The following is a 13580-nucleotide window of genomic DNA, read 5'->3' on the forward strand; positions in this document are numbered from 1 at the left end:
TAAGTGACTTGAATAGCGAAACGGGCGAAGAAGAATACTTTTGCGAGCTACTCACGAAATCTACAATCCATTTTTTACATGACGCCCCAGCCCGAATGAATAACGCTTTCGGAGCGCGTTAAAAATATAAAAAGAAAAATAATAAGTGCTTCTTGCCACTGAAAAATTCAGGATCTTTCGGTAAACATTCCATTGCCACCGGATTGCTCTCAACTTGTTTGATGACAATGAATTTTTCAGCACGCGATAGTGTGCCAGAGGAGTATCAGGCAGGGCGGCGTGCACTTCCCCCAAAATCTTAACTGCGCGTAACCAAAACACATAATCTTCATGCCCACAGGATTCAAAGCGCAGGTTGGGAAAACTATCCTTCCGATATATACCCGTCAGATGGCCTATGGAATTGGATTTCAGCATATCGCTGTAGCGTAACGATGCCGGGGCGATTACCTTATTCAATAGACGGCCATCACTGGACATCCGCGCATAGCTCCCGTAACAAATCACCGCACCTCGTTCGAGCAATTCCACTTGCGCTGCGAGCTTATAAGGCAGCCAGATGTCATCGCTATCAAGAAAGGCGATGTATTTTCCCCGCGCGATTTCAATAGCTTTATTGCGAGTTTCTGCCACGCCCAGGTTTTGCGCATTCTTCAAATACCGAATCCGCCTATCGCTATAAGCCTGCACATACTCGGCAGTATTATCGATTGACGAATCATCGATCACCAACAACTCCCAGCCCTCGAACGTCTGCGCAAGAACTGAATCTATCGCACTTCTTATGTAACTCTGCGAGTTATAAGCCGGCATCACTATTGATACCAACGGAACATCCTCCAGGCACATCAAGGCACACCCTTGAGCAATTTCTTGATGCACCCGACGTACTCTCCCATATATTTATCAAAAAAATAGGAGGAGTATTTTTCACACCATATCCTGCGCGCATTGCCCGCTGCCCGCCCAATTCTTGTCTGATCCAAATCTTCCACCCACGCCGCGATTGCGGAACTCCCTTCGGAAATTGCCCAACCAGTATCCAGATCCATCACCTTCGCACCAGGGGGTGTACCAACGGTGGTGAGCATACCTCGTCCCAACATAAGATGTTCATAGTATTTGTTAGGTGACGCATACAAGTGATTCGGGACGCTCAAATAGTACATGCCAACTACTACATCCATGCTAGCCATCAAGGTCAAGCCAGCAGAGCTGGACATGGCTCCGTAAAAATGGATATTGGAAAACTCGGTGCCACTGGCGGCAAACATATTTTCCAAGCCCCCATATCCGGCCACATGCAGCTCAACGTCGGATCTCCCCGCACACACTTCAAGCAAGTCTTCCAGGCCTCGATTTCTAGGCTCCAGCACTCCAAAATATCCAATCATCCAGGGACTGCTCAATTTCCGCATGGGCCGGCCATGCGCGCATGCGTTGGGCACATTCTCCAAAACCAGCACATTCGCCTGTCCCGCAGGCAACCCATGCTGCACATAGCGCTCTTCACTAACAATCAAAGTGAGGTCAGCAGATTTGGCGATGCGTGTTTCGAGTGAATCCAAAATTCTCCCGACCACGCCGGATATATTGCGTACTGCGGTGTACTTGTCGTAAATGTCAAACACCAGCCGCTTGCGTGCAATTGCACAGAACATCCAGCTGGCAACCGCGGAATCCAGATCAACGGCATGCACAATGCGCAGGTTCTTTCGTGCCCGCCATAACTGACAAAACAGAAACACGTTCCAACGCACCAAGGCGAGGGCATTTCTCCAGCCCCCGCCCAGCCTTGCTCGAATGGAAAACAGCGTATGCCTGTCATCCTGGGCTCGCACCGAGCCGTCCTTGTTCCAACCAATGAAGTGATAAGAAAGACCTGCAGCCGTCAGGGCATCAAAGTATTTTCCCAAACGCGCATCAAAATCGGCCACGTATGAGCGCGCGAAAAAGATCATTTTCCCTTTATCCCCCGCCGCACTATTTTGGCCCTTTTCTTGATGACCAGCCATTTGGGCATGCGGAACAGTACCAATCTTCGGTATAGGATCACGTACATTGCGGAGAATGCGGCCACGAAAAACATCAGCAGATATTCATTCTGCCAAAACAACACCGCCGGAATGACGGCAAATGACGTGAGCAGCCAAAGATATGGCGACGTCATCGCATTTCGCTGAACCTTGTGGCGCGCATCGCTGGAACCAATCGCCCAGCGTACCAGGCGTTTGTAAATAAGCATATGCAGGTGCACGCCATCAGGCATGCCCGGCGACTGTCCTCGGAGAAATCTCTTCCGATAGATGGAGAACAATGTCTCAAAAACTGGATATATGCATAGTAACAATGGAAACCACGCGGATACTTCAGGATGTCGAGCCAGCATTAATACTGAGACAGCACCAATCATGAACCCGATAAAATATGCTCCACCATCTCCAAGAAAAATCAAGCCTCTTGGATAGTTCCATACCAGAAATCCTACTATGGCGCCGATCATGCCCACCGACGTAATCAACAGCAGCCTGTCTCCCAGATAATAGGAGACATAGGAAAATCCAGCAAAGATCATTGCGCTTATTACCGCTGCCAGTCCGTTATATCCATCAATGATATTGATGGCATTCGCGGCCCCCGCGATGGCAATCATGGTACAGATTAGAGAGATTGCGCCAAATTGCAGCAGCCAGTCGACGCCAATAATATCCAGACGAGTCAACGTGGCACCGCAAAAATAGTACGCGGCGCCACCAGATATCATGGCAAGTCCAAGACGAACCAGAACACGCACACGCTTCGTAACATCTTCAGCAAGTCCGCCCAAGAAGGCTGGCATCGCAACCAACAATAGCGTCAGCAGATCCGCCATTTGTGAACGTTCGCGAAAAGCCACAAGTACGCATATGCCGAACATGGCGACAACGATTGCCATCCCGCCAACTCGGGGCACAGGGCGGACATGATATTTCTGAACACTGGTTATATCGTGATCGGCGGTGTACCTGCCATGCAACGAATTGAACCGGACAAGCAAAAGGGTGATGATCAACGAAATAAGGAATGCGACTAAAACATAAAGCATGGAGTACACCAGCAATAAAGTGGCGCGATTTTATGCGTAAACCCTTTCCAGCGGCAGCTAGCGCTTCGCCACATCTAGGTCAGGGCTGCCCACACCGGTACCCACTTTCGGGGAACGATGAACACCAACGTTGAGGGCGACCATTCCTATCCAGCCGAAGTCGATCGCCTCGAATCGCTTCTTTGATCAACTGGCTATAGTAGCTTAATGGCCTTGTTCCGCCGCCCCCTTTCCGCGCGGCTTTTCCACCTCACGCCCTCAGGCGTTGTTACGGCGCTGCACGCAATCCTTGGGTGCAACAATTTCCTTCCATAAATAAGAATAAATATCATTACCGATTAATACTATTTTGGCCCTGCATGCAGACGGCGTACCGTGAAAAAACCATGGGCAAGCATGGAGGAGTAGCCAAACGTCGCATTCGGCGCAAGAATACGTCATAGCAGTTCTTCAAGGAGACAACCATGCGTATCGCCGATGCCCAATGGATCCCGTCAACCCAGCACCAGACCTGGGACGCCTTGACCGATCCTGCCGTGCTGCAGCGATGCATCCCCGGATGCGTCAACGTCACGCAGCGCTCCCCCACCGAATACGCCGTCACCCTGCGTGCCAAGGTCGCCGGCATCGACACCGACTACGACGGCGAGATCCTGCTGTCAGACGTCGCTCCCCCCAACAGCTGCACCCTGGTGTTCGAAGGCAAGGGCCGGGCGGCCTGCCTGGCCATCGGCACCGCCCAGGTCAACCTCAGCACCAAGGATCAGGGCACCCGCGTGGCCTACACGGTGGCGGGCATGACCGGCGGCAAGCTGGCCGAATGCGGCGAAAGCCTGATCCTGAAGGCGGGCGAGAAGATCATCGAGCGCTTCTTCGCCGCGTTCATCGATTACATGGCCGGCCAGCCGCGGCTGGCGCCGCCGCCCCCGCCGCCCGAGCCCGAGCCTCGCGGCCTGTCCAACTCCCGCTGGTCCTGGGCGCTGGTGCTGGTGGTGATCGCCGTGTTCCTGAGTTACCACACCCTCTACAAGTAGTGGACAGCCTGGCCAACCGGGACGGCTGCGGCCATTCGGCGGTGATATGCTAACTAAATGAGCACGCCCCCGCCTACGCCGCAGCCCCAGCCAGACCCGCCTCCCCCTGCTCAGCCCGCCACCCCGCCGCCATCGCGCCGCGACCTGCTGATGGCCATGGCCGGCGTTTCGGCCACTGTCGTGCTGGCCGCCTTCGATTCCACCATCATCAGCACCACCCTGCCGCGCGTGGCCGAGGCGCTGAACGGCATGGCGCTGTACGCCTGGGTCGGCACCGGCTACCTGCTCGCCACCGCCGCCTCCATCATGATCTTCGGCCGCCTGGGCGACATGTTCGGGCGCAAGCCGCTGATGCTGGTGTCGGTGCTCATCATCGCGCTGGGCTCGATCGCCTGCGGGCTGTCGCAGAGCATGGGCCAGCTGATCCTGTTCCGCTCGCTGCAAGGCATCGGCGGCGGCATGATGATCGCCACGGCCTTCGCCGCGCCCGCCGATCTTTTCCCCGATGCCAAGCAGCGCGTGCGCTGGATGGCGCTGGTGTCGGCCGCCTTCGCCATGGCCAGCGGCATCGGCCCGGTGCTCGGCGGCGCGGCAACCCAGGCGCTGGGTTGGCGCGCCGCCTTTTTCATATCGCCGATCGCCGCCGCCGTCGCGCTGTTCCTGCTGGCGCGCTACTTCCCCCGCATCAAACCCGTCCACACCGGCGAGCGCCGCATCGACTGGCTGGGCGCCCTGCTGCTGGTCGTGGCGGTGGGCGCGCCGCTGGCGGCGCTGGAGCTGGGCTTTGCCAGCGGCGATCACGCCCACCCCGGCCTGGCGCTGGGCCTGGCCGTGGCGGGCGCCGCCGCCATCGCCCTGCTGGTTCCGATCGAACGGCGCGTGGCTTCGCCGATCTTCCCGCTGCGCGTGCTGGCGGGCCGCGAACCGCAACTGCTGAATCTGGCGGCAATGACCGTGGGCGCGGTGATGTTCGTGCTGATCTTCTACAGCCCGCTGCTGCTGCAGCAGGTCCTGGGCTATACGCCCAGCCAGGCCGGGCTGCTGCTCACGCCGCTGGTGGCGGCCATCTCGGTAGGCAGCATCATCAACGGCCGGCTGTTCCACCGCCAGACCGAACCCCAGCGCCTGATGGTCTTCGGCGCCTGTCTGCTGGCGGCCGGCACCTTGATGGTGCTGCTGATCTCGCCCGGCACCTCGGCCTTGTGGATTCTGTCGGCCTTCTTCGTGAACGGCTGCGCGCTGGGCTTCCTGCTGCCCAACCTGACCCTGTTCATGCAGATGCTCAGCGAGCGACGCGACGTGGGCGTGGCCTCGGCCCTGGTCCAGACCACGCGCGCGATCGGCAGCGCGCTGGGCACGGCGCTGGTGGGTATCCTGATTTCGCATAGTTCCGTACTAAACGGAGTGCGGACTGGCTTGGGCTTGTGTATTGTCCTGTCCCTGACCTGCGCGGTGCTCGCGCACCGGGTGAAGATGAAGAACCTGGCTTCTGCCCGGAAACCCTCCTGAGACTGGACTGCACATGCGTCGTCGCGATCTGCTGGACCTGCTGGTCCTGGCCGCCGTATGGGGCGGCTCGTTCCTGTTCATGCGCATCGCCGTGCCTGAATTCGGGCCGGTGCCGCTGATCGAGCTGCGCGTCGGGCTGGCCGCGCTGTTCCTGCTGCCGGCGGCGATCTGGCGCGGCCGGCTGCCGCTGATGGCGCGGCACTGGAAAGCCATCCTGGTGGTGGGCACGCTCAACGCCGCCCTGCCCTTCGTCCTGTATGCCTATTCGGCGCAATCGCTGGGCGCGGGCTTCCTGTCGGTGTCCAACGCGGTGACGCCCGTCTGGGGGGCCGTGATCGGCTGGCTCTGGCTCAAGGACAAGCTGGCCTGGTCGCGCTCGCTGGGCTTGCTGATCGCGCTGCTGGGCATCGTGGTGCTGGTCTGGGACAAGCTCAGCTTCACCTCCGGCGGCACCGGCCCGGCCGTGCTGGCGGCCGTGTCCGCGCCCGTGTTCTACGGCATCGCGGCCAACTGGACCAAACGCTTTCTGACCGGCGTGGACGCGCTGACCAACGCCACCGGCAGCATGGTCGCCGCCTCGCTGGTGCTGCTGCCGGCCGCCGTGATGACCTGGCCGCAGGCGCCGGTCTCGGCCATGGCCTGGGGCGCCACCGTGCTGCTGGCCGTGGTCTGTACCGGCGCGGCCTACATCGTGTTCTTCCGCCTGATCGCCAACGTGGGCCCCACGGGCGCGGTCAGCGTCACCTTCCTGGTGCCGATCTTCGGCGTGATGTGGGGCGCATGGTTCCTGAACGAGACGATCACCGGCCCCATCCTGGCGGGCGCCGGCGTGATCCTGGTAGGCACCGCGCTGGCGCTGGGACTGATCGGCGCGCGGCGCAAGCCCGCGTAGCACGCACAGCGCCGCGACGGAAAAAGGCTCAGTACTTGTCCGAGGTTCCCGTCAGCGCCACGCCAATCCGCAGCAGTACATACGACGCCGCGTCCACCCAACGCCGCAGCAGCCCGCGCCGTTGATAGTCCAGCGGCCGGATGAAGCGGCCGCCCTCGCGGATGGCCGTCTCCAGCCGTTCCTGCAAGTCCCAGGCGAAGGGCTGGTCGTCGATCACCACGTTCGCTTCGCGCGCCAGCAGCAGGCTGAAGGGATCCAGGTTGGACGAGCCCACGGTGGCCACGTTGTCGATAACGGCCACCTTGGCATGCAGGTAGCCGGGCATGTATTCGTAGATCTCGATGCCGTCGCGCAGCAGCTGGTCGTACAGCGAACGCGTGGCGTGGTACTGCATGCGGTATTCGACCTTGCCCTGCAGCAGCAACCGCACGCGCACGCCGCGCGCCGCCGCCCTGGCCAGGGCGCGGCGGAATTGCACGCCGGGAAAGAAATAGGCGTTGGCGATAAGGATGTCGCGCCGCGCCTCGGTAATGCCCAGCAGATAGGCGCGCTCGAAGGTCTGGCGAAAGCGCAGGTTGTCGCGCAACACCAGCGCGGCGCGCATCTGGCCGCAAGGCGCCACGGCGACATGATGCGGCTTGGCCAGCCGCATGCGGTTCCAGTCGCGCGGATGGCGCCGCAGGCGCGCCCAGTTCAACCGCACCCAAAGCAGATCCTGGGCGTAGGCGGCGTCGGTGACCACCGGCCCGCGCACCTTGACGGCGAAGTCGAAGCGCGGCGCGGTCAGGCCGTCAGAGGGGTCCAGGTCATCGTAATCGTCGACGATGTTGATGCCGCCCACATAGGCGATCTGCCCGTCGATCACGCTGACCTTGCGATGCAGGCGCCGCAGGCGGCTGCGCGACGGGATCAGCTTGGCGAACCAGCGCGGCTCGGGCCGGAAGATGCGGCATTGGGCGCCAGCGTTCGTGAGCCTGACTCGGACCTCGTCGGCGGTGGCGGCGCTGCCGAAACCGTCCAGCACCACCCGCACCTTGACGCCGCGAAGCGCGGCTTCGGCCAGGCACCGCAGCACCATCTCGCCGCTGCGGTCCAGCATGAAGATATAGGTTTCCAGGTGCACGCTGACCGTGGCGGCGTCGATGGCGGCGCACAGCGACGGGAAGAAGTCCGCGCCGTTCTGCAATAGCCGGATGTCGTTGCCATCCGTCCAGTCCAGCCTGACCGGCTCGCGCTTCACGGCAGTTCCAGCTCGGCCAGCAGCGGGGAATGATCGGACAGCCGGGCCCATTCCCGGCCGCGCAGCACGCGCGCGCTGCGCACGGCGAAGCCGCGCTGGTAGATGCGGTCCAGCCGGAACCAGGGGAACACGGCGGGGAAGGTGCGCGGCGGCGGCAGCAGCAGGCGCGAGCTGCCGTCCATGCCCAGCTGGTTGGTGCGCTCCATGACCGAAATGCCGTTGGGCACGCCGCGCAGCGCGTTGGTCAGGCGTTTGACCGAGTCGCGCAGTCGCGGCAGCTCGCCGCCATGGCTGCGCGGCGCGTGCGAGAACACCTCGTACAGGCCGAGCTGCTGCACGAACAGCGGCGCCAGCCGGTCGCCCCAGTCATTGAAATCGCCAGCGATGAGGATGGGATCGCCCTCGGGCACCAGGCGGCGAATGCGCTCGGTCAGCGCCAGGATCTGGCGGCTGCGGCTGCCGGCGAACAGGCCCAGGTGGACCACGAAGCAATGCACGGCGCGCCCGTCCAGCTCGATGCGGGCATGCAGCAGGCCGCGCTGTTCGAGGCGGTGGTCGGAGATGTCCTGGTTCTCGTGCTCGACGATCGGAAAGCGCGACAACAGCGCGTTGCCATGGTCGGTCTGGTGGCGGATGGCGTTGCGCCCGTAGGCTACGTCCAGCCGCAGCGCCGCGGCCAGCGATTCATGCTGCGCATCCAGCAGCGACTTGTTTTCGTTGCGCCCCTGCACTTCCTGCAGGAAGACCAGATCGGGACGCAGCCCGTACAGGCCCAGGCGCAGCTCGTTCAGGGAGTCGCGCCGGCCCAGCGCCGAGCGGCCTTTATGGATGTTGTAGCTGACGACACGGATGAGCGACATGGAAGCGATGGCGCCTTACAAGACACGGAACCCGCCGGCCCGGACGCCCGCAAGCGCACCCCGACCCGACGCCGCCACACCCGGCGGCGCTTGCCAGATTACCGCATTTCAGTTGCCGTTTACCGCCCGCGACGCAGCCAGAAACAGAAACGCCCCGGACAAGTCCAGGGCGTTCTCTGAAACTGCGCATAACCAGTGGCGGCTATTGAAAAGAAGGCACCAGAAAATCGAGGCACCCTCCCCGCAAGCCACCAGCGCCCCACAAGCGCAGCGGCACGGATCCGGCTCCGCCGGTCCGTAGCCGCGCCCCCTTGAGGGGGAAGCGCGCAGCGCTTCGGGGGTGGGCTATTTCTCTACATTGCGCAGGCGGATGTGCAGCTCGCGCAGCTGCTTCTCGTCGACCTCCGACGGCGCCTGCGTCAGCAGACACTGCGCGCGCTGGGTCTTCGGGAAGGCGATCACGTCGCGGATCGACTCGGCGCCGGTCATCATGGTGACGATGCGGTCCAGGCCGAAGGCGATGCCGCCATGGGGCGGCGCGCCGTACTGCAGCGCGTCCAGCAGGAAGCCGAACTTCTCGCGGGCTTCCTCGGCGCCGATCTTCAGCGCGCGGAACACCTTGCTCTGCACTTCCTCGCGGTGGATACGGACCGAGCCGCCGCCGATTTCCCAGCCGTTCAGCACCATGTCGTAGGCCTTGGCGAAGGCCTTGCTCGGATCGGATTCGAGGAAGTCCTCGTGACCGTCCTTGGGGCTGGTGAACGGGTGATGGGCAGCGGTGTAGCGACCGTCTTCCTCGTCGTATTCGAACATCGGGAAGTCGACGACCCACAGTGGCTTCCAGCCGGCGATCGCCAGGCCGGTCTTCTTGCCGAATTCGCTGTGGCCGATCTTCACGCGCAGCGCGCCGATGGCGTCGTTCACGACCTTCTCGCGGTCCGCGCCGAAGAAGATGATGTCGCCGTCCTGGGCGCCGGTGCGCTTGATCAGCTCGGCCAGCGCGGCGTCATGCAGGTTCTTGACGATGGGCGATTGCAGGCCGTCGCGGCCCTTGGCCACTTCGTTGACCTTGATGTAGGCCAGGCCCTTGGCGCCGTAGATACCGACGAACTGCGTGTAGGCGTCGATCTCGCTGCGCGACATCTCGGCCCCGCCCGGCACGCGCAGGGCGACCACGCGGCTGCCCGGCGCCGTGGCGGCGGCGGCGAAGACCTTGAAGTCCACGTCGCGCATGACGTCGGTCATGTCGGTGAATTCCAGGTTCACGCGCAGGTCCGGCTTGTCCGAGCCGTAGCGGCGCATGGCTTCGGTCCAGGTCATGATCGGGAACGGCGACGGCAGGTCCACGTCCTGCACCACCTTGAACACGTGGCGGATCATGTTCTCGAAGATCTCGCGGATCTCGAGTTCGCTCAGGAACGAGGTTTCGCAATCGATCTGGGTGAATTCCGGCTGGCGGTCGGCGCGCAGGTCTTCGTCGCGGAAGCACTTGGTGATCTGGTAGTAGCGGTCGAAGCCCGACACCATCAGCATCTGCTTGAACAGCTGCGGCGACTGCGGCAGCGCGAAGAAGTGGCCGGCGTTCACGCGCGAGGGCACCAGGTAGTCGCGCGCGCCTTCGGGCGTGCTCTTGGTCAGCATCGGGGTTTCGATGTCGATGAAGCCCAGCTGATCCAGGAACTTGCGCACTTCGATCGACACGCGGTAGCGCAGCATCAGGTTGCGCTGCATCTGCGGGCGGCGCAGGTCCAGCACGCGGTGCGTCAGGCGGGTGGTCTCGGACAGATTGTCGTCATCGAGCTGGAACGGCGGCGTGACCGACGCGTTCAGGATCTCGACTTCCTTGCACAGCACTTCGATCTCGCCCGAGGCCAGTTCGGCGTTGGCCGTGCCGGCCGGACGCTCGCGCACAAGGCCGGTGACGCGGATGCAGAATTCGTTGCGCAGGCGCTCGGCGGTGGCGAAGGCGGCGTTGTCCGGATCGAACACGATCTGGGCCAGGCCCGCGCGATCGCGCAGGTCGATGAAGATGACCCCGCCGTGGTCGCGGCGGCGGTTCACCCAGCCGAACAGGGTGACGGTCTGGCCGAGATGGTCACGGCAAACCTGGCCGGTATAGCAGGTACGCATGCGGGATGACTCCGTTGTGTGCTTGGTAGTAGCGTAAAGGGTTACGAATCGGCGTGGGGCGCCGGTACGGGCGGGGCGGGCCGGTCGGCGGCAGGCATCGCCGCGGCCGGGGCGACCACGCCCATGGAAACGATGTACTTCAGGGCCGCGTCCACGCTCATCTGCAGGTCGATCGCCTCGGTGCGCGGCACCATGAGGAAAAAGCCCGAGGTCGGGTTGGGCGTGGTCGGCACGTAGACGCTGATGTGCTCGCCGGGCAGCTGTTCCGCCACCTCACCGCCGGGCGTGCCGGTGACGAAGGCGATGGTCCAGGCGCCGGCGCGCGGATACTGCACCAGCACGGCGCGGCGGAACGCCTGACCGTTGGGCGCCAGCACCGTGTCGCTGACCTGCTTGACCGAGTTGTAGATGGAGCGCACCAACGGGATGCGGCCCAGCAGGGCCTCCCACTGGTCGACCATCGTGCGGCCGATCAGGTTGGCGGCGAAAATGCCCGTCAGCAGCACCACCGCCACGACCAGGACGAAGCGGAAGCCGGGGATGTCGACGCCGAACAGCGATTCGGACGACAGGAAGCCGGGCACGAACCCTTCCAGGGTGGCGACCAGCAGACCCAGCACCCACACCGTGATGACCAGGGGAACCCAGATCAGCAGGCCGGTGATGAAGTACTTCTTGATGACGCGCATTCGCATCGCGTGGCTCTAGGAAGCCGCGGACCCGGTGGCGGCGGGAGTGGCCGGGGCCGCCGGCGCCGCGGGCGTGGCCGGCGCGGCCGCGGGAGCGGCGCTCTCGGACGGGGCCGACGTGGACGCGCCGCCGCTGCCGTTGCCGCGGAAATCCGTGACATACCAGCCGGAGCCCTTGAGCTGGAAGCCAGCCGCGGTCACCTGCTTGGAAAAGGCACTCTGGCCGCACTCGGGGCAAACCGTGAGCGGCGCGTCGGAGATCTTCTGCAGCACATCCTTGGCATGGCCGCAGGCGCTGCACTTATAAGCGTAAATGGGCATTTCGTGCTCCCGGGCGCGAACCCGGCGTATCAAAAGACCGTTCCAAAAGACCGTTCGCCAAATCACGACGGGCAGACGGCCCGGCGGTCTGGCCATGGCCCGGCCACGAACGCGGCGGCGGATGCCGCGCGCTGAAGGCAAGACCAAAAAAATACGGGAAAGTCTTGAATTTTAGCGGTTTTTCATGAACAACCGGAGACGGCCCGGGCGGCGGGTCCCCCAGGACGCCGCGCCCGGACTCGCCCGGGGCGCCCCACGCCGCTTCCCGCGAGCCGCCGGCCGGCTTTCCCGACGGTTCCCAGGCCGGTTGGGGCCGGTCCCGCGCCGCCCGCCGGACCGCCTAGACGGGCAGCAGGAACATCAGCGCCGCCACCAGCGTCGGCCCCAGGGCCGACAGGAACAGCCGGCCTGACGAGATGCTGCCGTCCGGGAAATGGTTCTTCAGGATGGCGAAGCCGGCCGGATTCGGCGCGTTGGCGATCACGGTCAGGCCGCCGCCGGTGACGGCGCCCGCCACCAGCATGTAACGCCAGGCCTCGCTGGTGCGCTCGACCAGCGATCCCAGGTAGGTCAGGGCCGCATTGTCCGTGATGGCCGTCAGCGCGGTCGCGCCCCAGAACAGCACGAAGGGCTGCAGGCCGCCCAGCAGGTCCTGCAGCCACCATTTCTGCAGGCCGCCCAGCACCACCAGCCCGGCCAGGAAGAAGCCGACCATCAGCCCTTCCTTGATCATCAGGCGGCTCTGGTAGCGCTTGTACGCTTCCGTGAAGCCGATGAACATCATCAGCAGGCCCAGGAAGATCGCGGGATGGTGCGCGGTGAGCACCACGGCGACCAGGAACGCCAGGTGCACCAGCATGACCACGGCCGGCACCGGCGGACGCCGGTCCGCGCCTTCAGGCGCGTCAACGCCGCCACCGGTGCCCACGCTGTGCCCCAGCAGCGCCTTGCGGCAGGCCAGGGTCAGCAGCGCCGCGTTCAGGCACACGGCCACGGCGGCGCGCCAGCCGAAGTGCTGCAGCATGAAGCCGGAATCCCAGCCGAAGGTGGTCGCCACCATCAGCACGGGCGGCGCGGCGTAGGACGTGAGCACCCCGCCGATCGACACGTTGACGAACAGCACGCCCAGCGTCAGGTACTTGAAGCCGGCCCGGCCGCTGGTGCGGAAATAGGCGTCGCGCAGCAGGATGGCGGCCAGCGTCATGGCGGCCGGCTCGGTGATGAAGGAGCCGCCCAGCGGCACCAGCGACATGATCACGAAGAACGTGGCCAGCTCGCGGCGCAGCGGCAGCACGCGCGCCGTCAGCCGCACCAGCTGTCCCACCAGTTCCAGGATCGGACGGCTGGCCGCCACCACCATGATGACGAACACGAACAGCGGCTCGGTGAAGTTGCGCGTGTCCATGTACTCGATGGCCGCGGGCGGCCCGGACAACGCCGCCATGGCGACGATGAGCGCGAAGGCCCACACGCCGAACACGGCCTCGACCTCGGCGAACAGGTGCCAGAAACCCGCGTGCGGCCCGCCCTTGTGCGCCAGCCGCGCGAAGAACGGCACCGAGAACGTATGAAGGACCGCCACCGCGAACAACAGGGTGGCGATGACTTCGATGGGCTGGGGCATGGCTGGGCTTCCGTGATCAGGGGCAATGACTGCGCCCTGCCCGCCTGAAGGCACGCAGGGCAAGGGCCGCAATATAACGTAGGCCCCCGTCCCCGCGACACCGGGTCAATACTGAGACACGCGCGGCCGCGGGGGGGGGGGGGGGGGGGGGGGGGGGGGGGGGGGGGGGGGGGGGGGGGGGGGGGGGGGGGGGGGG

The 13580-nt window shown here is 63.6% G+C and carries 12 protein-coding genes; 3 read left to right on the forward strand and 9 right to left on the reverse strand.

What is annotated here, in order from left to right:
* Nucleotides 1-60: 60 nt before the first annotated feature.
* From ACEU5R_RS13100 to ACEU5R_RS13110, 3 genes are read right to left on the reverse strand one after another with little or no spacing between them, the layout of a single operon-like run.
* Entirely contained in the window at nt 61-882 is an 822-nt protein-coding gene (locus ACEU5R_RS13100; protein WP_158658307.1) for a glycosyltransferase family 2 protein, read from the reverse strand.
* Nucleotides 849-2015, reverse strand: coding sequence for a hypothetical protein (locus ACEU5R_RS13105; protein ID WP_158658308.1), 1167 nt, complete (start codon nt 2013-2015; stop codon nt 849-851). Before ACEU5R_RS13105 ends, ACEU5R_RS13100 begins: the two co-directional genes overlap by 34 nt.
* Entirely contained in the window at nt 1958-3085 is a 1128-nt protein-coding gene (locus ACEU5R_RS13110) for a glycosyltransferase (protein ID WP_103276247.1), read from the reverse strand. Before ACEU5R_RS13110 ends, ACEU5R_RS13105 begins: the two co-directional genes overlap by 58 nt.
* 464 nt (nt 3086-3549) lie before the next feature.
* On the opposite strand from ACEU5R_RS13110, the gene ACEU5R_RS13115 reads away from it, so the two are divergent.
* Genes ACEU5R_RS13115 through ACEU5R_RS13125 form a run of 3 tightly spaced genes read left to right on the forward strand, consistent with a single transcriptional unit; the run spans nt 3550 to nt 6520 of the window.
* On the forward strand, nt 3550-4119 hold the full coding sequence (locus tag ACEU5R_RS13115; RefSeq protein ID WP_392410464.1) for a carbon monoxide dehydrogenase subunit G: 570 nt from the start codon (nt 3550-3552) through the stop codon (nt 4117-4119).
* Between the two features lie 57 nt (nt 4120-4176).
* The gene (locus ACEU5R_RS13120) at nt 4177-5628 is read left to right on the forward strand and encodes an MFS transporter (RefSeq protein WP_392410465.1); all 1452 of its coding nucleotides are present in this window, start codon (nt 4177-4179) and stop codon (nt 5626-5628) included.
* Between the two features lie 13 nt (nt 5629-5641).
* Nucleotides 5642-6520 carry a DMT family transporter gene (locus ACEU5R_RS13125; RefSeq protein ID WP_392410466.1) on the forward strand — a complete coding sequence of 293 codons (879 nt, stop codon included), beginning with the start codon at nt 5642-5644 and terminating at the stop codon, nt 6518-6520.
* Nucleotides 6521-6548: 28 nt separating this feature from the next.
* Here the strand turns inward: ACEU5R_RS13125 and clsB are convergent, their stop codons facing one another.
* From clsB to ACEU5R_RS13155, 6 genes are all read right to left on the reverse strand, one after another.
* Nucleotides 6549-7760 (reverse strand): cardiolipin synthase ClsB, encoded by a 1212-nt coding sequence (gene clsB, locus ACEU5R_RS13130; RefSeq protein WP_392410467.1) that lies wholly within the window; start codon nt 7758-7760, stop codon nt 6549-6551.
* Entirely contained in the window at nt 7757-8620 is an 864-nt protein-coding gene (locus tag ACEU5R_RS13135) for an endonuclease/exonuclease/phosphatase family protein (RefSeq protein ID WP_212312703.1), read from the reverse strand. The genes clsB and ACEU5R_RS13135 overlap by 4 nt, the downstream gene beginning before the upstream one ends.
* Nucleotides 8621-8965: 345 nt before the next feature.
* Entirely contained in the window at nt 8966-10750 is a 1785-nt protein-coding gene (gene aspS, locus ACEU5R_RS13140; RefSeq protein ID WP_392410468.1) for an aspartate--tRNA ligase, read from the reverse strand.
* A gap of 41 nt (nt 10751-10791) precedes the next feature.
* Nucleotides 10792-11439 (reverse strand): DUF502 domain-containing protein, encoded by a 648-nt coding sequence (locus ACEU5R_RS13145; RefSeq protein WP_103271668.1) that lies wholly within the window; start codon nt 11437-11439, stop codon nt 10792-10794.
* Nucleotides 11440-11454: 15 nt separating this feature from the next.
* Nucleotides 11455-11760: an FmdB family zinc ribbon protein gene (locus tag ACEU5R_RS13150; RefSeq protein ID WP_103271669.1), complete on the reverse strand. Its 306-nt coding sequence runs from the start codon at nt 11758-11760 to the stop codon at nt 11455-11457.
* A gap of 340 nt (nt 11761-12100) precedes the next feature.
* On the reverse strand, nt 12101-13384 hold the full coding sequence (locus ACEU5R_RS13155) for a putative Na+/H+ antiporter (protein WP_392410469.1): 1284 nt from the start codon (nt 13382-13384) through the stop codon (nt 12101-12103).
* Nucleotides 13385-13580: the final 196 nt, after the last annotated feature.

Origin of the sequence: Achromobacter sp. 413638 (assembly GCF_043119405.1) — a bacterium.
GTDB lineage: Bacteria > Pseudomonadota > Gammaproteobacteria > Burkholderiales > Burkholderiaceae_B > Achromobacter.

What these genes read in the sequence shown, in the direction of transcription:
- ACEU5R_RS13105 (WP_158658308.1), bottom strand. Translation starts at nt 2,015, where the DNA reads ATGGCTGGTCATCAAGAAAAGGGCCAAAATAGTGCGGCGGGGGATAAA.
- ACEU5R_RS13110 (WP_103276247.1), bottom strand. Translation starts at nt 3,085, where the DNA reads ATGCTTTATGTTTTAGTCGCATTCCTTATTTCGTTGATCATCACCCTT.
- ACEU5R_RS13115 (WP_392410464.1), top strand. Translation starts at nt 3,550, where the DNA reads ATGCGTATCGCCGATGCCCAATGGATCCCGTCAACCCAGCACCAGACC.
- ACEU5R_RS13120 (WP_392410465.1), top strand. Translation starts at nt 4,177, where the DNA reads ATGAGCACGCCCCCGCCTACGCCGCAGCCCCAGCCAGACCCGCCTCCC.
- ACEU5R_RS13125 (WP_392410466.1), top strand. Translation starts at nt 5,642, where the DNA reads ATGCGTCGTCGCGATCTGCTGGACCTGCTGGTCCTGGCCGCCGTATGG.
- ACEU5R_RS13135 (WP_212312703.1), bottom strand. Translation starts at nt 8,620, where the DNA reads ATGTCGCTCATCCGTGTCGTCAGCTACAACATCCATAAAGGCCGCTCG.
- aspS (WP_392410468.1), bottom strand. Translation starts at nt 10,750, where the DNA reads ATGCGTACCTGCTATACCGGCCAGGTTTGCCGTGACCATCTCGGCCAG.
- ACEU5R_RS13145 (WP_103271668.1), bottom strand. Translation starts at nt 11,439, where the DNA reads ATGCGCGTCATCAAGAAGTACTTCATCACCGGCCTGCTGATCTGGGTT.
- ACEU5R_RS13150 (WP_103271669.1), bottom strand. Translation starts at nt 11,760, where the DNA reads ATGCCCATTTACGCTTATAAGTGCAGCGCCTGCGGCCATGCCAAGGAT.
- ACEU5R_RS13155 (WP_392410469.1), bottom strand. Translation starts at nt 13,384, where the DNA reads ATGCCCCAGCCCATCGAAGTCATCGCCACCCTGTTGTTCGCGGTGGCG.